Source organism: Anaeromassilibacillus sp. An172, from assembly GCF_002160515.1.
In the GTDB taxonomy this organism is placed as follows: domain Bacteria; phylum Bacillota; class Clostridia; order Oscillospirales; family Acutalibacteraceae; genus Limousia; species Limousia pullorum.
The window spans coordinates 56,811-78,515 of sequence record NZ_NFKS01000003.1 but is presented as its reverse complement, the minus strand read 5'-3'; the positions used below and the strand labels follow the sequence as shown (position 1 = coordinate 78,515).

Sequence of the window (21,705 nt, the reverse complement as noted above, 5' to 3'; positions counted from 1 at the left end):
TACCCTCCTTTTCACAATGCATTGTCAATCTTTAAACTAAAAATTATTCCTCTTCCTCGTCGTCACCAAAATCAAAATCTGCAACGATGTTGTCAACAAGGGCGTCTATATCAATGTCGTTGTTTATCTGTCTTTTTGGTTTTGCAGGTGCTTCCACTGTTTCCTGCTGTACAGGTGTTTCTGCAACCGGCTCTTCCTTAGCAGGCTCTGCTGTTTCTTCTGCCTTAGCAGTTACAACAGGCTCTTCCTCTTCGCCGTAGAAACCGCTCTCAGGTCTGATATCAATTTTCCAGCCTGTAAGCTTTGCGGCAAGTCTTGCGTTCTGTCCCTTATTGCCGATAGCAAGTGAAAGCTGACCGTCAGGAACAGTTACCTTACATGTGTGCTCAACAGGGTCTGTAACTACAACTGAAATAGCTGTTGCCGGTGACAAAGCTGCTGCAACAAACTTTTCAATATCGTCGCTGTACTCAACAATGTCGATTTTCTCTCCGCCAAGCTCTTCAACAATGGTTGCAACTCTTGAGCCCTTAGCACCGATACATGCGCCAACTGCGTCGATTTCCTTATCCTTGCTGCATACTGCAAGCTTTGTTCTTGAGCCTGCTTCTCTTGAAACTGACTTAATCTCAACAATGCCGTCGAAGATTTCAGGAACTTCCTGCTCAAAGAGACGCTTTACAAAGTCAGGATGTGTTCTTGAGATATATGCCTTAGGACCTTTTTCTGTTTCCTTAACGTCAAGAACATAAATCTTAACCAAGTCGCCCTCTTTGAGGTTATCCTGGCCAACCTGCTCGCTCTTTGGAAGAACAGCTTCGGCTTTGCCGATTCTTACTGTTGCGGCGCCTGTCTTGTTGTCAATCTTTTCAACAACAGCAGTTACAAGCTCCTGCTTCTTGCTCTGGAATTCCAAAAGCATCTGGCCCTTCTCGCCGTCTCTGATACCCTGTCTGATAACGCTTCTTGAGGTCTGAACAGCAATTCTGCCGAACTCCTTAGGGTCAAGCTTTATTGTGATTTCTCCGCCAACATAAGCTCTTTTATCGTACTGAAGTGCCTCCGGGAGAGTGATTTCCTCTGCAGGGTTTTCAACCTCATCTACAACTCTCTTTTTAAGCTTTACGGAGAAAATCTTCTGCTCCGGGTTCATAACTATATCTACATTTTCGTTGCTGCCATATGTGTTTTTGCAGGCAATGAGGATTGCCTTGCTGATCTGGCTTATCATATAATCAACGGGGATTCCTCTTTCTTTTTCAAGAAGAGCAAGGGCTTCAAAAAGCTCGTCGTTGGAGTTATTATTGTCCTTTTTGGATTTTGTTGATCTGGCTGCCATTTTTCCAATCTATCCTTTCTGAAAATTATATGTTAATCTATTTGTATTTTACCGATGATATAAAGGTGTTTGAATTTAAAAATCAAGGTCGTCAAGCTTAATCCATGCGGCGTCTTTTTTATTGATAACAACTTTGTTTTCACCGTCGTGGTCTGTTATCTCCACTTCGCCTTTATCATAGCCTGTGAGAACTCCGCCGAATTCCTTGCCTATACCTTCAATAGGTCTTATCATTTTAACCTGAACATCTGCTCCGATGAACTGTAAGAAGTGTTCCTCTTTTATAAGCTCTCTTTCAAGTCCCGGTGAGCATACCTCAAGGCAATAGTTCTGGTCAATAGGGTCTGCTTTGTCCAAAGGCTCGTCTATAGCTCTTGACATATTTTCGCAGTCCTCGATTGTTACGCCCTCAGGCTTGTCGATAAAAATTCTCAGGTACCAGCCTGCTCCCTCTTTGAGAAATCTTATATCCCAAATATTTAAGCCCAATGAATCGGCAATAGGCTTTGCAAGCTCGTAAACAACTTCAACAGTACTCTTTTTATTCTTTCCTGCCACCTCAATATCACTCCCTTATTTTAATAAATACAAAGGAGCGGGTTTGCTGCCCACTCCTTTTCCTTTACATCTCTGCTAAGTATAACACAGTGATATGCAAAAATCAATACTTTTTTTGAAATATTTCAAAGGAGTAGTTTCTTAAACTTTATCAGCCAAACACAGCGTACCATTCTTTTACCGGCTGTGCTTCCCCCTTATATACAAGGGCGTTCATACCGATAAGTCTTGCTGCGGTGACGTTTTCCGCCTTGTCGTCAAGAAACAGACATTCCTCCGGCTTTGTATTGAACTTTTTCATTGCATAGAGATAAATCTCCTTATCAGGCTTTGCCATTTTCAACGGGCCTGAAAATACCATATCCTCAAGGCTTTCCACACCTTCTTTAAAGTGGTCGATGTGGTCTGCAAAAAACTGAGGCGCATTGGAAAGCAGGAAAAGCCTCATGCCCTTGGCTTTAAAATACCTTACAAGCTCCTTTGTTTCCTCAAGCAATGGCATGTGAGTATACCAGTCCTTGAAAAAGTTTTCTCCCGCATCTTTCAAATTTTCGGGAAGTCTATCTATTTTTTCATTTTTGAAATCGTCGTATTCAATATATCCGGCGTCCAAATCAGCCCATTTGTCAAAAATTATGTCCTTGAAAGTTTCAAGATTTTCCTTATCACAGTAAAAACCGCATATGTAATCAGGGTCAAATTTTCCTATTACGTTTCCAAAATCAAAAACTATATTTTTAATCATACAAACACCTCAAATCATGCAAAAGTTGTTTTTTCTATATCCGGAAGCAGGCTGTAGATACTGCATCCGGCTTTATTTCCGAAGTACTCCAAAAGCTCGAAATACTTGTTCCATCTATCAAGGGTGTGTTCAAAAATTCCGTATCTTCTTGCCACATCAACCATACGTCTTTCCAGAATACAAAAACCCTTTGAATTTGCAAGACAGTCGCAGAGAATTATCAGTCTGTCATAATCGTCATACTCTGCATTCTTTATGTAATCACCTATAAAAGAATACTGCTCTCCGGTTATATCCGCCTTTTGTATATCTGTAGCAATGTCCTGCAAAGGGAAAGAATGGGTAAGACAAACCCTTGCCACCTCGTCCCAGCCTTTTTCCGTTGTATAATTGTATCCCTCAATTATATGCCTCATATAGAATACGCCCTCACGTCTTCCTATATCGTGAAGCGCACCCAAAGCAAAGGCTTTTTCCGGATTTAATTCAGGGCACTTTTCCGCAATAAATCTTGCGGCTTTTCCGGCATTTATTGAATGGGCAATCCACTGTCCGGGATTTCTTTTTCCCGCTTCTTCCAATTCCTTATAAACCTGTTCTGTTGAAGGATACATAAAAATCCCCTTTCTGCAAAACACCTGTAAGCATAGGAAAACACATCCCTACACTTACAGGTTGCTCAGTTTTTCTTTTCTTTTTCTTCTTCAGCGTTGTGAACAACCACTTGAGGGAAAGGTATGGTTATACCCTCTTTATCAAAGAGCAGCTTAACATTTTCCATCATATAGTAATACACTTTCCAGTAATTTGCAGGGTCAGTCCATAGCTTTACCTCTATAATTATTGCGCTGTCCGCATGACTTCCCACATAAACAGCAGGCTCGGGGTCTTTCATTACCAAGTCATAATTTGCAATAAGTGTATAAAGCAGGCCTTTAACCTTCAATATGTCGTCGTCATAGCTTATAGAAAACTTTAAATCAACACGGCGTTTATCCTGCGAGGTACAGTTTATAACGCTGTCGCCGGTCATAATGGAGTTAGGAACTATAATCTCTCTGTTGTCATAGGTTTTCATGTGTGTGTTGAAAAGGTCGATTTTTACAACCGTTCCAGTCATTCCCTGAAACTCCAGAATATCACCAGCTTTAAAAGGCTTGTTTAAAATAATAAGCACTCCGCTGGCAATATTTGAAAGGCTGTTCTGCAAGGCAAGACCGATGGCAACCATCGCCGCACCGAATGCGGTAAGTATCGAGGTTATATCAACACCTAAAACCGCCAATGCAGAAATTATTATAATAAATTTTAAAATAATATTTACCACGGAACCGATAAAGGTTATAACTGTATAATCGTTTTTCGCCTTTAACATTCCCTTTTTTATTATTTTTACTATCTTTTTGGAAACCCAAAATCCGATAATAATTATCAGAGCCGCACCAACAAGATTTCCCGCAATGGATTTGAGCCATTGCAAAACCCCGTCAAAAAATGTCGCCGGGTCATTTGTTACCTGCTCCACAATTTCTTCAACGGATATTGTGACATCCTCTGTGGTTTCTGCCGCAGCTGTGGCAGCCTGTGTGGCAGATGTGGTTGATTCCACCAAATCCCTCAAAATACCGTAAAACAATTTCACACCTCTAAATCTTTCATAAGTTTAAAGAACCGAAATCAGATTAACTCGCTTAAATCTATCTCTCGCACAAGAGGAGATTTCTCATCATTTTTCCATTTAACAACTTCCAAAACTCCGTCCTCACGGAACACAACGGAAAATCCTTCTCTCTTTCCGTCAACGTATTTGCCGTAATATGTAACGTTTCCCTCTTTGTCAAATTTAACGCATACGCCCTGAGGCTTGTTGTCGCTCCACTTTCCGGCAAGCACAGAGCCGTCGTCAGGCTTAAAGCCAACGCCCATGCCCTCACGCTTATTGTTTTTCCATGTACCGGCATAGGATACGCCGTCGTCTTTATAGTAGTGAACACCAAAGCCCTCTCTGTGGTCTTTGAAATACTCGCCCTCATAGGCTGTTCTTCCGTTAGGCTGTTCGGTTCTGCCGTAACCGTTTCTCTCGTTGCGGCTGTTTGTTTCTCCGTAATATCTGTAAATTTCATTGTTGAGATTGAGAGTCATGTCGCATTTATCTTTCCAAGGATTAACAGTAACATTTTTATCCTCGCAGCAGCTCTCAACCGGTACATCTGCCTCTTCTGAATACACCATTTTATTGTTCATAGTGTCTTTCATCCTTTCCTTAGAATTAAAGGACTCATTCATATCACCGTATTGTTTTTCTTTTCTGTGAGCTTTCAGGCTCTCTTTTGTCTTATGCTTTTTCTTTGTTTCTTTTACCGGAGCGCTTAAATCGATTACATCTTCTCCGCTGTAGTCCGGATTTTCAGACTCAGACTCCATATTATCAAACACAAAATCATTTCCTGAAACCGCTGTTCTTGAAGTTTCCATAGCAACTCCATTCATAGGAATATTTTTAAATCCCTTAGGCGGAGCGTTGAACTCTTCTCCGTCTTCATACATATCTTCCATATTTTTCTGTTCAAAAGTCGGTGCTTCGCCGTAATTTCTGGCGTTTCTTATATCAATTTTACCGCTGTTATTCTTAAAATATTCCGGTTTAAAATTGAAGCCCGACTCCACCTGCTGAGCGGTAACGTCAAATTCCTCTTTCTTTTCTTCGGCAATCTCTTTTTTAATATCCTCAACTATAGTTTCAAATCTCTTTACACCCTCAGCGTCTGCATAATACTCAAGACCATCAGAGGAGAAAACCGAAACATCTACGGAAACATTTCTCATAAAGGCACGCTCTAAAATTTCCGGATCATCCTCATAATTGCACTTATAAAGGGTTACAGGCTGGGGCTGAGAAGAACTTTTTTTGATAAAAACACGTTTTCCGTCTTTAAATCCTGAGGACACCAAAATCTGTCCCCCGTTAAAGCCATTGGAATTATAGTATTCAGCTCTAATCCACTGATGGTCAGAAGAAAAGAAAATTTTTCTTTCCGCTGTACCCTTGTCATTGGTTGTTTCCACATAATAGGAACCGTCGCCGTTCTTGTGGCTGGTTTCACTGAGCTTGCTGTTTTTGTAAACCCTCCAAAACAACGGCCTGTCTTTTTCCAAGGAATAGATATATTTTACACTTTCGATTTCTCCGTTTTTAACAAGTCTGTCCTTTTGAGAACATCCTGTCAAAAAAAATCTTCCTCTCACGTTTGACAGCACATCGCAGGTGATATCATCACAGTCATATCCGTTCAGGGAAACACCATATATTCTGTAGTTTTCTTTGTCCCAGTTTTTTAACATACTCAAAATCCTTTATTCACAACATACTCTTTCAGTTGAAATAATTTTAGAAAAGGCACAATATAAAATACTGTGCCTTTTCTTACTTACTATATAATTATCGCTTTTAAATCAGATAGAAATATCCATTGCAATCTGATAAAGATTTTTATCAAATACACGCTCCATGCTGAGTCCTTCTGTGATGTCGATATCTGTGATTCTTCCGTCACGCATAGCGACAACTCTGTTTGATGCTCCTGAGATAAGAAGCTCAACAGCCTTGTGACCCATCATACTTGCAACAACTCTGTCTCTGAGTGTTGGTGAACCGCCTCTCTGAACATGTCCGAGAACTGTTGCTCTTGATTCGATGCCTGTACGCTCCTGAACAAATCTTGCGATTTCTTCAACACCGCCAACGCCCTCAGCAACAACGATGATAAAATGCTTTTTACCTGTAGCCTGTGTTGCAAGAATTCTTGAAACAACGTCTCTTTCAAGGTCGTGCTCAATTTCCGGAACGAGGATTGATGTTGCACCCACTGCGATACCAGCCTGAAGTGCGATATCTCCGCAACGTCTTCCCATTACTTCTACAACAGAACAACGGTCGTGTGACTGTGCAGTATCTCTGATCTTGTCAACCATTTCCATAGCAGTATTCATAGCTGTGTCAAAGCCGATTGTGTATTCACTGCAAGCGATGTCATTATCAATTGTACCTGGAATACAAACGCAAGGTACACCGTGTGCTGTAAGGTCTCTTGCTCCTCTGAAGGAACCGTCACCACCTATAACAACAACGCCTTTAACGCCCAAACTATTGCAATATCTTGCTGCCTTTTCAACGCCTTCCGGTGTGTTGTACTCTTTGCTTCTTGCTGTGTAAAGCACTGTACCGCCACGGTTGATTGTGTCTGAAACGGAACGGAGATTCATCTCTACAACGTCTCCGTTAAGAAGACCGTTATATCCACGATGAACACCTACAACGCCAAGACCCTTGTTGATACCAGCTCTAACAACGGCTCTAACAGCCGCATTCATACCAGGTGCGTCTCCACCGCTTGTCAATACTGCAATCTTTTCCTTTGCCATAATATAAAACCTCCATTGGTGTATGCTGCGCATGATTGCGTATAGGACGTAAATTTCACTATGTAAAATTTTCTGTGATGCAGCTTTAAAGCTTACAACCACATTAAACGTCGTATACACTATTCAAATATTATTATATACCCTCTATAACAAATAATCAAGAGATTTTTTCAAAGTGCTTCAATTTTTCTTAATTTTGACATTATCATCCCCGAGCCTTGACGAAAGCTCAGAAAGCATAACATCATTTATATCAACCCACATGTTTCTTGGAGCTTTTAGAAGCTTTTTGTCGTTTTCAAGATATAGATATAAAGGGGTATTTCCGTCAAAAATATCTATTATTTGTTTTGCTCTATTATACTTTTTCCCGCCTATTTTATCAACCTTTAAATAAAGGGAAATGTTTTCAAAATTCTGTCTGCCTGAAAAGCTTCTGCCCGCCTCCGGAATTGTTTTTTCCGGCACTTCATCGGCAGATGTTCCCGCTGTTTTTATCAAATCGCAGATAATCTTCGGTTCTTCATCAGCGGAACAATTAACTCTTCCGCTTATGTCGAGGACTGCGCCCTTCTTTATATATGCGCCGTACATTGCAAATATTTTCGGGAAAACCAAAAACTCGCAGGTTCCGTACTTATCCTCTGCGCTTACAAAAGCCATCATCTGGTTGGTTTTTGTAAGCTGTGTCTTTACAGCCTTGACAACGCAGACTACTCTCACATTTCTTCCGTCGCAGTATTTGTCGGAATTTTCATCGTCTATTATGTCACCTATTCTGTCCGCTTTTATTTTTTCGCTGTAGCCGTCATAGGCGTCAAGGGGATGACCGCTGAGATACATTCCTGCGATTTCATCCTCCATAAACAGCAGTTCGTCCTTTGAAAACTCCTCAAGGTTTGGGTAAACCGGCTCGTCGGAAACCTTTTCAGAGCTGTCGCCGCCCATATCGAAAATGGAAAGCTGTCCTGCCATGTTTCTTTTTCTGTCGTACTCCACACCGTCCATTATGGTTTTCAATGTTGTCAGCATCTGACGTCTGTTTGCTCCAAGTCCGTCAAAGGCTCCGCATTTTATAAGACTTTCAATTCCCCTGGAGTTTGTGCCTTTGCCGTACATTCTGCTGCAAAAATCGTAAAGGGATTTAAACTTACCTTTTTGTCTTTCCTCAACAATGCTGTCGATAAAGCTTTTGCCAAGATTTTTAATGGCCATAAGTCCAAATCTTATATCGCCGCCCACAACAGTAAATGTGTTTCGGCTGTAATTGATATGAGGAGGCAAAACCCTTATTTTAAGTCGTCTGCATTCTCCAATATAAACCGCAAGCTTGTTTTGTCTGTCCAAAACGCTTGTGAGCAAAGCCGCCATATACTGGCAGGGATAATGGAATTTAAGCCAAGCTGTCTGATATGAAACTATAGCATAAGCCGTAGCATGGGATTTGTTAAAAGCGTAAGAAGCAAAGCTTTCCATTTCTGAGAATATGGAAAGAGCAGTGTTTTTGTCAACACCACGGCGCAGACAACCTTCAACCTCCACGCTTCCGTCTTCATTTACAAGTCCGTTTATGAAAATTTCCTTTTCCTTTTCCATAACGTCGTGCTTTTTCTTACTCATGGCACGGCGAACAATATCCGCACGACCCAAAGAATATCCGGCAAGGGTTCGGAAAATCTGCATTACCTGCTCCTGATATACAATACATCCATAGGTAACATCGAGTATATCTTTCAAAAGAGGATGCTTGTATCTCACCTTTTCCGGATGATGGGAGTTTTCAATATACATGGGGATACTTTCCATTGGTCCCGGACGATAAAGGGAAATAACCGCAATCAGGTCTTCTATTGAGGTTGGGCCAAGCTGTGTCAAAACACTTTTCATGCCCTGACTTTCAAACTGAAAAACGCCCTCGGTAAAGCCCTGCGCCATCATTTTATAGACGCCCTTATCCTCTATGTCAATATTTTCAATTGACACCTTTTCACCGCCGCTTTTTATCATTTCCAAAGCGTCATTTATAACCGTAAGGTTTCTCAGTCCCAAAAAATCCATTTTGAGAAGTCCCAGTTCCTCCAAAGTGGTCATGGTAAACTGGGTTACAATGGTGTCGTCGTTTCTGGCAAGGGGGACATAATCGTTTACCGGACGGTCTGTAATTACTACGCCTGCGGCGTGGGTTGTGGTGTTTCTGGGCATTCCCTCAATGCTCATGGCTATGTCTATAAGGTTTTTCACAGCCGGGTCAGTGTCGTATTTATCCTTAAGCTGAGAGCTTACAGTAAGTGCCTTTTCTATTGTCATTCCCAAGTCCTGAGGAATAAGCTTTGCTATAACATCCACCGAGCCGTATGGCATACCTAAAACTCTTCCGACGTCACGCACTGAACCTCTTGCCGCCATTGTACCGAACGCCACAATCTGAGCCACTCGGTCTTTGCCGTACTTTTCAATAACATAGTCGATAACCTCTCCACGTCTTTCAGTGCAGAAATCTATATCGAAGTCCGGCATACTTACACGCTCAGGATTTAAAAATCTTTCAAATAGAAGATTATATTTAATAGGGTCAATTCCTGTAATTCCCACACAGTATGCGCACAGAGAACCTGCGCCGCTTCCTCTTCCCGGGCCTACGGGAATTCCTTTGGATTTTGCGTAATTTACAAAGTCATCAACAATGAGATAGTAGTCCACAAATCCCATTCTTTTAATTGTGGTAAGCTCGTATTCAAGTCGCTCCACAAGGGATTTATCCGGATTATCGCCATAGTGTCTGTAAAGGCCCTCGTAACATCTGCGTTTAAAAAATTCGTAGTGATCCTCGTCGTTTGGAACATCGAAATTTGGCAGCTTTCTCACTCCGAACTCAAAATCCACATTGCACCTTTCGGCAATTTTTGCGGTGTTTTCAAAAGCTTCTTCCATATTTTGAAAAGCTTCTTTCATTTCATCTTCCGACTTCACATAAAATTCTTCCGTTGCAAACTCCATTTTATTGTCGTCGTAAATTGTATGGTTGGTCTGAATACAGAGCAGAATCTCGTGAAGCTTGCTGTCCTTGGCGTCGATATAGTGGCTGTCGTTGGTTACAACAAGAGGAATACCTGTTTCCTGACTTATTGAAATAAGCTTCGGATTTACCTCCTGCTGTTCTCTTATTCCATGATTTTGAAGCTCAATAAAAAAGTTGTTTTCTCCGAAAAGATTTTTATAATAAAGGGCTTTTTTCTTAGCAGCCGTGTAATCTCCGTTTAAAATAAGTGAGGGAATCTCTCCTGCAAGGCAGGCGGAAAGGCATATAAGCCCCTCGTGATATTCCTCCAAAAGGGCGTCGTCAATTCTTGGTTTTACATAAAAACCCTCCGTAAAGCCTTTTGAAACAAGCTTGATAAGGTTTCTGTAGCCCACATCGTTTTCACACAAAAGAACCATATGATAGTAATCACGTCCGGCAGTTCTCACCTTGTCAAAACGGCTTGAGGGAGCTACATAAACTTCACATCCGATTACAGGCTTTATCCCTGCTTTTTTGCAGGCACGGTAAAAATCTATAACACCGTACATTACGCCGTGGTCAGTTATGGCAACCGCATTTTGACCTATGGCTTTTATTTTTTCCACCAGCTTGTTAATGCGGCAGGCTCCGTCAAGCAGGCTGTATTCGGTATGAAGATGCAAATGAACAAAAGACATGTTCCCACCTCCTGTCAGTATTTTTCTAAAAATAAGCAAAACTTCCGACAGCTTTCATATCTTATCGGAAGCACGCTGTTAATATATTTAATTTATTCAACTATCGCCGTAAATGAACCGTCTGAAAGGGTAACCGAAATCCTGTCACCTTTGCTTATCTGATTTACAGAGCTTATCACCGCACCACCTTTTTGCAAAGCGGCATAACCTCTTTTCAGGATTTTTTCAGGGTCAAGCTGGCTGAATTTATTTTCTATTGTGTTTAAATCAAGCTCCTTGGAAGAAATAAACTTTTCTTCAGCTTCATGAAAACATTTTTTCAGCTCATTGAGATAAGCTATTTTATTTTCAAATTCCCTTTCAGGGCCACGCATTGCCATGTTGTCCTGAATTCTCGCAAAAATCATCTCTTTATGCAAAAGATTTTTTTCTGCATAACGCTCCATACTTTTTTCCAGAGAAGCAAGTTTATTTTTCTCTTCATAAATATCCGGAACAGCTCTTTTCGCCGCCGCAGAAGGTGTATGCTCTCTCACATCCGCCACAAAATCGCAGATTGTAAAATCCGTTTCATGACCGACTGCGGAAATTACAGGCACAGTACAGTCAAATATAGCTCTGGCAAGCTCCTCGCTGTTAAATGCCCACAAATCCTCCGCAGAACCACCGCCTCTGCCGATTATAACCACATCTGCGCATTTTGTGTCTGAAAAGTATTTAATACCCTGTATAAGCTGTTTTGGAGCTTCTTCCCCCTGTACCAGCGAAGGGTATATTATAATATTTATAGGAGGCCAGCGTTTTAACAAAATACTTTTTATATCCTCAACAGCCGCACCTGTAGGAGATGTTATAACTCCGACTGTTTTCGGATATAAGGGCAAAGGCTTTTTTGCGGACTGCAAAAAAAGTCCCTCTTTTTCCAGCCTGTTTTTAAGCTGTTCAAAGGCTATAGCCAAAGCACCTGCCCCCAACGGCTGCAAATCATCAATATAAAGCTGATACTGTCCCGTGGCTTCATACAGGGAAACTCTTCCTCTGGCGATTACCTTCATTCCGTTTTCCGGACGAAATTTAAGCCTTGCGGCGTTTCCAGCAAAGATTACCGCCTTTATAACGGATTTATCATCTTTAAGAGAAAGATAGATATGACCGCTTCTGTAATGGTCTGTAAGGTTTGATATCTCGCCGGATATAAAAACCCCGGATAATCTGGGATCGCTGTCCATAAGTGATTTTATATAAAAATTAAGCTGGCTTACAGTGAGAACACCGGTTCTGCCAACATTAAATGATGTATTTATCATAACAGTCACCTGCTTTTACAGTGCTTTATTCCCGTGAGAAACGCAATTCCACCTGCATTGTCGGAAGAAAATTCCGCAGAGGCAAAGCTGCAATTAAAGTCCCTTTCCATTCTTTCTCTGATAATAGAATTGGACATTACTCCTCCGGCATAAATCAAAGGATAGTCACCGAATTTTTCAAGAATATAACGGGTCATATCCGAAAGTGTTTCTTCCACATAAGCCAGACAATAAGCCGCTGTTTTCTCCTTGGAATCTCCGGATTTGAGCATTTGACTACATTTATTTTCAACACCGCTTAAACAGCAGCGTCCCTCTTTTACTGAGGTTTTTATGTTGAAAAGTTTTTTCTTGGAACTGTTTCTTCTATACTTTTGAGCCTTATCCTCCGGCATATATTTTTCAATGTTGAGATAAAACTCTTTTGCAAGCTTTTCTATCTCTTTTCCGCAGGGAAAAGAAAGTCCCATTTGTACTCCTGCTCTGTCAACTGCCTGTCCTGCGTTTAAATCAAGGGTTTCACCGACTATAGAAATGTCTTTTATAAAACCGCCGCTGCAATTTACCAAAAGTGCTTCCGTGGTTCCTCCGCTTAAATGAAAGGCAATAAAATCACAGTTAAGCAAATCAGTTTTGCCGCAGCTGAATACAGCCGCAGCTATATGCCCTTCCTGATGTGAAAATTCATACATCGGTACATGAAGTGTATCCGCTAAAACATGGGCAATATTTACACCCACAGTAAAGCAGGGCATATAGGAATTTTCCACAGGTCTTGGTTTTGATGATACGCCCACTGCGCAGACATTTTTTAAATCAACTTCCTGTGAAAGCTCTTTATATATTTCATAAAACTGCTGTGTATGGTGAAAAACAGCGTCGCTTTGGCGCAAGCCGCACTGACCGTTTTTCACCGGCAGAAGTTTTCTTTTATGGATTATTTTGTTTTTCTCGCCGTCATAAACCGCCACAGATGTGGTGTAGTTGCTTGTGTCGATACCAAGATAAATTCCCATATCAATCACTTTCAAACTTTTCGTTTCTGGCTACTGCTCCCAAAACACCGTTTACAAATCCGCTGTCGTCAATTGTATATTTCTTTGCAAGCTCTACAGCTTCATTTATTGAAACTGAAACAGGAACAGTTTTATCGTATTTCATTTCATAAATTGCAAGTCTCATAACCGCCAATGCAACCTTTGGAATTCTTGAAAGCTTCCAGCCTGATTTCAAATATTTCTCTATAATTCCGTCAAGCTCTTCCTTATGAGCTTCAACACCCATAGTTGTCTTTTTTGCGTAATCTGAAACAGTAAATTCCTCAAAGCTTTCATCGGCAGCTTCTATAAGCTCATAAATATTGTCGTTTCCCGGGAAAAGCATCTCAAAGCCAAGGATAAAAGCTTGTTCTCTTGATTCATATCTTGAAACCGGCTTGTTGTCGTTTTTCTTTTCAGTCATTGCATCATACCTCGCACACATAAATTATCAAAATTCTAACCTTAAATAAATCTTTTTAATTATAACACATTTATAAATTATTGTAAACAAAAAAGGCGGTATCCGCATGGACACCGCCGTATGTTCTTTATATTAGCTTACTGCAAGTATTTTCTGAAGTGCTACACAGTCTGCTATGTCGAAATCTCCGTCTTTATCACAATCGTAAAGATCTGTTGTTTCGCCGTTATCAAGTCTGGCAATAGATCTCTGCATCTTTGTGGAGTCGAGAATTGTCAAGCTTCCGTCCATGTCAACATCTCCGTAAGTGTAACAACCTTCGTTTGTTGCCCATGTTGAAAGAGCTATCCAGCCTTCTCTGCCGCCGTAATTTATCTTACCCCAGCAGTACTTAGTATCTGTGCAAAGCTCTGATACAAAGTAATCCTTGCCCTGTGAACCGGTTGAAATATATCCGATTGCACTTGCGTCAGTTGAAGGATTGCTTCTAACTGCAAGACTGTTAACCTTTATGTTAACTCTCATAAGCTGATTTTCACCGATAACTCCGATTGGGTCAACCGGTGTTTCATTATTTCCGGAATCAGTTGCTCCGCCTGAGCTTCCTCCTGAACTTCCGTCATCATCTAAAAGATAGATAAAGCCTTGGAATGTCCAGCTGCTGTTTCCGCCAAAGTTATTAGAACCGTCAGCCTTTCCTGTGGTAAGATAAAACATTGTTCCGCTCCATGATGAATTGGAGAAAGTAACAACGCCGTCTTCAATCTTTTCAACCACAGCTACATGTCCTGAGCTTTCACCCCACCAACAAGCTATGGCGCCGACTCTTGGTTCCTGACCCTTTTCATAAGCGGTTGTAAGCTCGTACCATCTTCTGGCATCGTAACCAGGAAGAGATGGTTTAGAACCTAAAATCTCGTAAGCCCTTCCGTAGGCATAAGCCGTACAGTTTGGCATTCCGTATCCTGAGCTGTAAAAAATATTTTTATTACTAAAATAGTATCCATTATCACTTGAAGGAGCAGTCAATCTTGGTACATATGTATCTGAAGCAGCGTTTGCACTGATAAATACCATAGTTGACATTATTGCTATGATAAGTGCCGCTATTAACGACGCAATGCGTTTTTTCCTGGTCACTTGAACACCTCGCATAATTCAATTTTTATTCAAGCCATAACACATGAAATACACATCGTTTTAACCGCGGTAACAAGTTGTTAACAGCTTTGTCATTATTTTACCACTAACAATTACAGATTTGCAACTATTTTTTCTCCTTCTTACAGAATTCCCCTATATTTTTTTGTTAATTTTAACAAAATAGAAATCTATTCTAAAATTATATAATTATTGTCAAAAAAACGCCCGATTTAAAGCTTTTTTCTGAAAATTCAATATCAGAATAATAGTTTTCTTACCAATATTTCTTTTTAGCATTTTAAAAATTTATAAATACAAAAATATTTAAACACACATTTCGTCACTTTTTTATTATGAAAATCGGAAATTAAAGCTGTAACTACTTTCTGTTTTTTGTAATTAGTTCTTTTATTCCTTTTTAAGTTAAATTATTATATCACAAAGTCTGTCGGCAATTTTTCCAAGGTTTTCCAGTGTAAGCTCCTCAGCTCTTTTTGAAGCAGGTATACCGCAGTCCTCAAGTACAGAAATTATCTCCTGTTTGCCGACAGAAAGTCCGGCGCTCAGGGAATTGGCTATGTTTTTTCTTCTCTGTGAAAAAGCCGCCTTAATTGTCTTAAAGAACACTTCCTCGCTCTTCACTGAAACGGGAGGTTCTTTTCTTATGTTAAGTCTTATAACCGCTGAGTCAACCTTAGGCGCAGGCATAAAAGAACCCGATGAAACATTAAAGAGAAGTTCAGGCTCACTGTAATACCATACAGCCGCTGTTACCGCTCCGCACTGTCTTGTGCCCACATTTGCGCATATTCTCTGGGCAGCCTCTTTCTGAACCATTACGGTTATAGATGAAACATTCAGTTTTTCTTCCAGCAATCGCATAACAATAGGTGATGTGATGTAATATGGAAGGTTTGCGCACACGCATACATTCATTCCCTCAAACTCTTCCTCTATAAGCTTGTTAAGGTCAAGCTTCATTACATCCTCGTTAATAACCTTTACATTGTCGTACTCTTCCAATGTTTCCTCAAGAACAGGCAAAAGTCTTTTGTCCAATTCAACTGCAATAACTTTTTTTGCACGCTTTGCAAGCTCGTTTGTCAAAACTCCGATTCCCGGGCCAACTTCAATAACTCCGCTGTTTTCATCCACACCGCACTCCATTGCCATCCTGGGGCACACCGAGGGATTTATAAGAAAATTCTGACCCAGTGCTTTTGAAAATGTAAAGCCGTGCTTATGTAGGATTTCTTTTACCGTATTTATATTAGAAAGTTTTTCCATTTATAACAATCTCAATCCTTTCGGGTATTTGTTTTTAAGTGTTCCGTCAACGGCTTTTCCAAAGCCTGCGGTCATTCCCTCACAGCAAACCGCTGTATATCCTTTTATACTGGAAGAAATCTCTATTTCCTCACCTTTCAGGTACTTTATAATATTTTCATCACCGAGTGATAAATCGACGGTGTTTACACATTCGTCTTTTTCTGCCGCCATAAACGCACTGTGAACAGGTTCTATTCTTCCTTTTTTGCCCTCTCCCAGCAAAACTCCGGCTCTGAGGACTCCGCATTTTTCTATTGACGGGAATTTTTTCAGGGCTTCCGGAAGTAAAATTATCTTTCCGTTAATCTGTGAAATATTTTCTCCAAAGGGTCTGTTTGCAAACAAGCTGTCATAAAAATCAAGAATTTCTTCACTTGTTATTTCATTGGACTGAGCCTTTCCCCTCTGATTTTTACCCTGCTTTTTAGAGCCTTTTCTTTCTGTTGAAGCACCAAAGCTATCATAGAAATAAGAACCGCTTTCTATGGACATTCCTTTATGTCTGAGCTTAACGGCAAAATGTCCCTCTCCTCCATGGAAAGGAAAGATTCTAACCGCTCCGCCCATTGTTTTCATTCCGAAGCTTTCATTTTCATCTACAATTTCAAAATCAGGATTATTATTAAGAAACTTTTCAATAACACCTTCGTTTTCCTCAGGTGAAAAGGTACAGGTTGAATAAACAATAACACCGCCTGGCTTTAAAGCAAGCTTTGCGCTTTCCAAAATATTCAGCTGTCTTACTGCGCAAGCCTCCACATGCTCTCTGCTCCAATGCTCCAGCGCCTGAGGCTCTTTTCTGAACATTCCCTCTCCGCTGCAGGGCGCATCCACAAGAATTTTATCAAAACATCCTGCAAGTCTTTTGCAGAGCTCCTCCGGACTTTCGCTGGAAACAACTGCGTTTCTCACGCCCATCCTCTCTATATTTGAAAGGAGAATTGAAGCTCTTGACCTTACAATCTCGTTTGACCACAAAAGTCCGCTTCCTTTAAGCCTTGCGGCTATCTGTGTGGATTTTCCTCCGGGAGCTGCGCATAAATCAAGAACACAGTCACCTTCCTGAGGGTTTAAAAGGGTCACTGCGCTCATTGCAGATGGTTCCTGAACATAGTATGCGCCGCAGTGATGCAAGGGGCTGTTGCCAAGAGAGGACGCACTGGCGGGTATATAGGTTCCCTCCTGGGCAAATGGCACTTGTTCCCAGGGAAAGTCCAAAAGGGTTTTCAGCTTTTGGGCAGAGATTTTCAAAGTGTTTGCCCTTAAACCACGGAAAGGCTCGCTGTCATAATTATCAAGAAATTTTTGGAAATTCTCTTTTAAGACAGGTTTTATCTCATTTAAAAAATCAGGTAATAATTGTATCATAAGAATATATCCACGCTCTTAGTTTATAATAATATCAAAGGAGGTGCTAAACTTGAGCAGACAAAACAAAAGAAATTATCAGAACAGACAGAACCAGAACAACCAGTCCATGAACCACGCAGATAACAATTATCCTGTAGATTCAATGAACGATGTTTACGAGTCATACAGCCAGTCCTCTGTAAAGAGAAGCAAAAATAATCAGAAGCGCAGCGCTCAGAACAAAAACGAGAGCAACTGCCGTTAAATTATATCTTCCCCATTTCCATCATTTTATATGCACAGTTTAACCTAAATCACGAAAACCGTGTATTTACAGCATCCGTCGGATAATTTTTTCTTTTACCCGACGGATGCTGATTTTACATATGAAATTAAAATCTTAAAATCCGAGCTCCTCGCCCACAATAATGACCTTAATTCTGTTTTTCTGACGCTGATATCCGCTTACAAGATAACTGCAACAGATTCTGTCTTCACTTTTGCATCCCTTTGCAAGTCCTGTGCTTTCGCCGTCTTTTGCAGAAACACAAACTCCGCATTTACTGCAATATGTGTCCTTGTTAAGTCTTATAGTGTTTGCAGGGGCTGCAATCTCCTTAACACGCATTTCGGCTTCTTTCAAATCTCTTACAATCTTATTGTATCCGCACACAACCACAACGCTTTTAGGGCCGTATACAATGGCTGCAACTCTGTTTCCGTTTCCGTCAACATTGTAAAGCTCGCCGTTTTCGGTCACTGCGTTTGTACTTGTGAAATACACATCTGCGCTGAAAGCGTCTCTGTAAACCTTGTCAATTTCTTCAGGTGTTATTCCCTCTCTTGAACGGTCCAGATAGTTATATCTGCTCTTTTTAACAAGGTCTATAATTCCGGTTTCCACAAGAGAAACGGAACCGCCGCTGGCTATTGTATCTCCCGGAACAATGAGAGTTTCTGCCAAAGCCTTGGCGTCCTCCTTAGTGCGGCAAAAATAAGCCTCCATATTATTGGCTTTAAGGTTTGCAATAGTTTTTTCAATCTTTTTATCAATTATTTCCTGTTTGCACCAATTCATTGTGTCAACCCCTTTATAATCATTAAAATTTATAAAAGTTATTATACATAAAACAACAGGCTTTTTCAAGTGTTTCAGAAGCATATAAAAAGCCCGGAGTATTTCATCCGGGCAAAATTGTTTATATAACAAAATTATTCATGAGATTTTCGCTGTCCTGTACGTCGTCATAGAACATATAAACTACCAAAAATACTCCGTCTTTCTCTGTTACATAGAAAGAATTATATCTGTAGTCAGTATCAGGGTTGTAATTTACAAATTCTACGTCTTTCTTTGCAAATTCAACTCCGCATATGGAAACAGTTTCAACATCTGACACTTCATAGTCAGCCTCGTCAACACCTGAAAGAGTATTTACTACAAAGCTATTGAGATAAAACTCCTTGGAAAAGCTTCCTAATTTCTGAGCATAAATTAACATCTCACTGTAGTTTTCACCTATTAAATCAAGTCCTACAACGCCTACAGACATATCGTCGTTGTTATCTCCGTAATAGCTTATGATTTCCTCTTCGGTGAGGCTATAATATGTATTCGGGATGTTATAGGTAATTCCAAAAAAGTCATTTTTATACACGCCGTCCACTGTTGAACCCTTGTACATGGAAACATCCTCTGAAGACTCTGTTGTTTCCTCATCGAAAGGATTATCATAAAAAGGACTGTCGCCGTAATCCTGATAAACGTCCTCGTCTGTTTCGTCTTTGGAATTTGTAATCGGCTCGAAGTCCTCTTCAACGGAAGTTTTGGAGCTGCTTCCAAATATGAAGAATGCGCCGATTCCTATAGCCGCTACAAGGACTATACAGCATAAAACTATCACTGCCGCCTTTCCTGAGCTTTTCTTTTTAGGCGGTGTCTGCTGCGGCTGGTTATAATATCCTCCGTTATACTGACCTGTAGGAGCATTTCCATTCATATTATAATTGCTGTAATTATTTCCGTACTGAGAATAACCGCCGTTTTGCTGGGTTCCGTAATTGTTCGGTGTATTTCCATAACCGACAGACTGCGGTTCCTGGGTTTCAGGTTTTTCCTGTGCCTGAATTACAGGTTCCTGCTGAATCTGCTGTTCTGTTGTTCTACCCTCATCAACAGACGGTGCTGATTTTTCCACTTCAGCGCCGCAAATAGGACACATTTTCATATCGTCTTCAAGTTTAAATCCGCATTGTGTACAATACATACTCCCGACCTCTTTTCTTTGTAAAATTAAGTTTTAATCTTATTATATATTATATTATATAACAAGATATATTTCAATAATAATTTTTTAAGGTAAAATTTAATTCATCATATTGAGAAATTCCTCTTCTGTCAATATGGTGATACCAAGGCTTTGAGCTTTTACCAGCTTGCTTCCGGCTTCTTCTCCTGCAAGAACATAGTCTGTCTTTTTTGAAACAGATGAGGAGGTTTTTCCGCCCTGAGCTTCAATCATTTTAGAAGCCTCCGCCCTTTTAAGTGTAGGCAAGGTTCCTGTAAGAACAAAGGTTTTACCCTGGAAAACTCCGCCCTCGGATTTTTTCTCAAGAGGTTTCATCTCGACGCCCAAAGCTTTCAAATCATCCAAAAGCTTTACGGTTTCAGGCAAAGAAAAATATTCCTGTGCGCTTTTCGCCATTATCTCGCCGTATCCGTCGATTTCTCCGATTTCTTCCGCTGTGGCTTTAATGATATTCTCAATGGACAAAAATTTTTCGCAGAGAAGCTTTGCGGCTTTCTGACCTATGTGTCTTATTCCCAAGGCGTAGACCAGTCTGTAAAGCTCTCTTGATTTTGACTTTTCTATTGCCGCAATTAGGTTTGAGGCGGATTTTTCGCCCATTCTCTCCATAGATGACAAATCCTCGGCTTTAAGCTTGTAAATATCAACAGGTGAAGAAATTATCTTATCATCGGCAAGACGGTGAAGCAAGGAAGGACCAAGACCCTCTATATCCATAGCGTCACGGCTGACAAAGTGTATCAGGTGTCTTATAAGCTGTGCAGGACAGCCGGTGTTTGTACATCTGTATGCCGCCTCGCCCTCTTCTCTTGTAATTTCACTGCCGCAGGAAGGGCATTTGGTTGGAAAAACAAAGTCTTCACCGCCATCGGCGTGCTCCTTAACTCCCAAAACCTCGGGAATTATCTCTCCCGCTTTTCTTACAATTATAAGGTCGCCCACACGGATATTTTTTTCTTTTATAAAATCCTCGTTGTGAAGCACAGCACGGCTTACGGTAGTTCCTGCAAGGCTTACAGGCTCAAATATGGCAACAGGTGTAAGAACTCCGGTTCTGCCCACGTTTACCTCGATTTCCAAAAGCTTTGTGGCTTTCTCTTCCGGCGGATATTTATAGGCCTCCGCCCACTTAGGAAACTTTGCAGTGCTTCCCAAAAGCTCTCTTACAGCATAGCTGTCCACCTTTACAACAGCTCCGTCAATTCCGTAAGGCAGACTGCCTCTCAGTTCGCCTATTCTCTCGATTTCCTCTATAACGCTTTCTATGTCGCTGAATTGCTTATAAAAATCAGCAACCGGAAATCCGAGGGATTTCAAATAGTCAAGGCTTTCCTTGTGACTGCTTATGATTTTTCCCTCAATCTGCTGTATATTGAAAATAAAAATACTCAAATCTCTTTGTGCGGTTATTCTGCTGTCTTTCTGGCGCAAAGAGCCTGCGGCAGCATTTCGAGGGTTTTTAAAGGTTTTTTCCTCGTTTTCTTCCTGCTGCTGTACAAGTCTTTGGAAGCTTTCGGTGGACATATACACCTCGCCTCTCACCTCCAAAAACTCAGGAGCGTTTTCAATTCTCTTTGGAAGATTTTTGATTGTAAGAAGGTTTGATGTTACGTCCTCACCGGTAACGCCGTCGCCACGGGTTGAACCACGTACAAAGACGCCGTTTCTGTACTCACAGGAAACAGAGAGTCCGTCGAATTTCGGCTCTACCACATATTTAGCGTCAGGGGCAACCTCCTTGACCCTTTTGTCAAACTGTCTTAATTCTTCGTGTGAAAATGAATCGTGGAGACTTTCCATAGGCACGGCATGGGTTACAGGTGAAAACTTTTCCCCTGCGCTTCCCCCTACTCGGTTGGTTGGGGAATCGGGCTTTGCAAATTCAGGAAATTCAGCTTCAAGATTTTCCAGTTCCCTTAAAAGTCTGTCGTATTCAAAATCCTCTATTTCAGGGCTGTCGCTGTTATAATAAAGGTCGTTATGATAATTTATTATTTTTACCAGCTCTTCAATTCTTTTTTCAGCAGTTAATCTATCCATATT

The 21,705-nt window shown here is 40.8% G+C and carries 18 protein-coding genes; 1 reads left to right on the top strand and 17 read right to left on the bottom strand.

The genetic code is table 11. The features are described from left to right. Nucleotides 1-43: 43 nt before the first annotated feature. The 14 genes from nusA to B5F08_RS02425 form a co-directional block, all read right to left on the bottom strand. A complete protein-coding gene (gene nusA, locus B5F08_RS02490) occupies nucleotides 44-1,339 on the bottom strand; it encodes a transcription termination factor NusA (RefSeq protein ID WP_087376246.1) in 1,296 nt (431 codons plus the stop codon). Between the two features lie 75 nt (nucleotides 1,340-1,414). Continuing rightward, nucleotides 1,415-1,897, bottom strand: a complete 483-nt coding sequence (gene rimP, locus B5F08_RS02485; RefSeq protein ID WP_087376245.1) for a ribosome maturation factor RimP — start codon at nucleotides 1,895-1,897, stop codon at nucleotides 1,415-1,417. A gap of 151 nt (nucleotides 1,898-2,048) precedes the next feature. Further along, entirely contained in the window at nucleotides 2,049-2,642 is a 594-nt protein-coding gene (locus B5F08_RS02480; RefSeq protein WP_087376244.1) for an HAD family hydrolase, read from the bottom strand. A gap of 14 nt (nucleotides 2,643-2,656) precedes the next feature. Further along, nucleotides 2,657-3,256: an HD domain-containing protein gene (locus B5F08_RS02475; RefSeq protein ID WP_087376243.1), complete on the bottom strand. Its 600-nt coding sequence runs from the start codon at nucleotides 3,254-3,256 to the stop codon at nucleotides 2,657-2,659. 65 nt (nucleotides 3,257-3,321) lie between these two features. After that, nucleotides 3,322-4,278, bottom strand: coding sequence for a mechanosensitive ion channel family protein (locus tag B5F08_RS02470; RefSeq protein ID WP_087376242.1), 957 nt, complete (start codon nucleotides 4,276-4,278; stop codon nucleotides 3,322-3,324). 41 nt (nucleotides 4,279-4,319) lie between these two features. Further along, nucleotides 4,320-5,984, bottom strand: a complete 1,665-nt coding sequence (locus B5F08_RS02465; protein ID WP_087376241.1) for a hypothetical protein — start codon at nucleotides 5,982-5,984, stop codon at nucleotides 4,320-4,322. Nucleotides 5,985-6,095: 111 nt separating this feature from the next. Continuing rightward, complete coding sequence (pfkA, locus tag B5F08_RS02460; RefSeq protein ID WP_087376240.1) at nucleotides 6,096-7,064, bottom strand: 6-phosphofructokinase; 969 nt, start codon at nucleotides 7,062-7,064, stop codon at nucleotides 6,096-6,098. Between the two features lie 180 nt (nucleotides 7,065-7,244). Continuing rightward, on the bottom strand, nucleotides 7,245-10,763 hold the full coding sequence (locus tag B5F08_RS02455; RefSeq protein WP_087376239.1) for a DNA polymerase III subunit alpha: 3,519 nt from the start codon (nucleotides 10,761-10,763) through the stop codon (nucleotides 7,245-7,247). Nucleotides 10,764-10,855: 92 nt separating this feature from the next. Next, nucleotides 10,856-12,070, bottom strand: coding sequence for an exodeoxyribonuclease VII large subunit (xseA, locus tag B5F08_RS02450; RefSeq protein ID WP_087376238.1), 1,215 nt, complete (start codon nucleotides 12,068-12,070; stop codon nucleotides 10,856-10,858). Nucleotides 12,071-12,075: 5 nt separating this feature from the next. Continuing rightward, nucleotides 12,076-13,086, bottom strand: coding sequence for a hypothetical protein (locus B5F08_RS02445; RefSeq protein ID WP_087376237.1), 1,011 nt, complete (start codon nucleotides 13,084-13,086; stop codon nucleotides 12,076-12,078). A 1-nt stretch (nucleotide 13,087) separates the two neighbouring features. Further along, nucleotides 13,088-13,531, bottom strand: a complete 444-nt coding sequence (gene nusB / locus B5F08_RS02440) for a transcription antitermination factor NusB (protein WP_087376236.1) — start codon at nucleotides 13,529-13,531, stop codon at nucleotides 13,088-13,090. A gap of 132 nt (nucleotides 13,532-13,663) precedes the next feature. Beyond that, nucleotides 13,664-14,671: a CHAP domain-containing protein gene (locus B5F08_RS02435; protein WP_158096186.1), complete on the bottom strand. Its 1,008-nt coding sequence runs from the start codon at nucleotides 14,669-14,671 to the stop codon at nucleotides 13,664-13,666. Between the two features lie 426 nt (nucleotides 14,672-15,097). Then, complete coding sequence (rsmA, locus tag B5F08_RS02430; protein ID WP_087376234.1) at nucleotides 15,098-15,961, bottom strand: 16S rRNA (adenine(1518)-N(6)/adenine(1519)-N(6))-dimethyltransferase RsmA; 864 nt, start codon at nucleotides 15,959-15,961, stop codon at nucleotides 15,098-15,100. Continuing rightward, nucleotides 15,962-17,371, bottom strand: coding sequence for an RsmB/NOP family class I SAM-dependent RNA methyltransferase (locus B5F08_RS02425; protein WP_087376233.1), 1,410 nt, complete (start codon nucleotides 17,369-17,371; stop codon nucleotides 15,962-15,964). 52 nt (nucleotides 17,372-17,423) lie between these two features. Here B5F08_RS02425 and B5F08_RS02420 point away from each other — a divergent pair, with 52 nt between their 5' ends. Then, nucleotides 17,424-17,618 carry a hypothetical protein gene (locus B5F08_RS02420; RefSeq protein ID WP_087376232.1) on the top strand — a complete coding sequence of 65 codons (195 nt, stop codon included), beginning with the start codon at nucleotides 17,424-17,426 and terminating at the stop codon, nucleotides 17,616-17,618. A 135-nt stretch (nucleotides 17,619-17,753) separates the two neighbouring features. Here the strand turns inward: B5F08_RS02420 and B5F08_RS02415 are convergent, their stop codons facing one another. The 3 genes from B5F08_RS02415 to ligA form a co-directional block, all read right to left on the bottom strand. Beyond that, the gene (locus tag B5F08_RS02415; RefSeq protein ID WP_087376325.1) at nucleotides 17,754-18,431 is read right to left on the bottom strand and encodes a lactate utilization protein; all 678 of its coding nucleotides are present in this window, start codon (nucleotides 18,429-18,431) and stop codon (nucleotides 17,754-17,756) included. Between the two features lie 121 nt (nucleotides 18,432-18,552). Beyond that, on the bottom strand, nucleotides 18,553-19,620 hold the full coding sequence (locus B5F08_RS02410; protein ID WP_087376231.1) for a zinc-ribbon domain-containing protein: 1,068 nt from the start codon (nucleotides 19,618-19,620) through the stop codon (nucleotides 18,553-18,555). A 99-nt stretch (nucleotides 19,621-19,719) separates the two neighbouring features. Then, nucleotides 19,720-21,702, bottom strand: coding sequence for an NAD-dependent DNA ligase LigA (gene ligA, locus B5F08_RS02405; protein ID WP_087376230.1), 1,983 nt, complete (start codon nucleotides 21,700-21,702; stop codon nucleotides 19,720-19,722). Nucleotides 21,703-21,705: the final 3 nt, after the last annotated feature.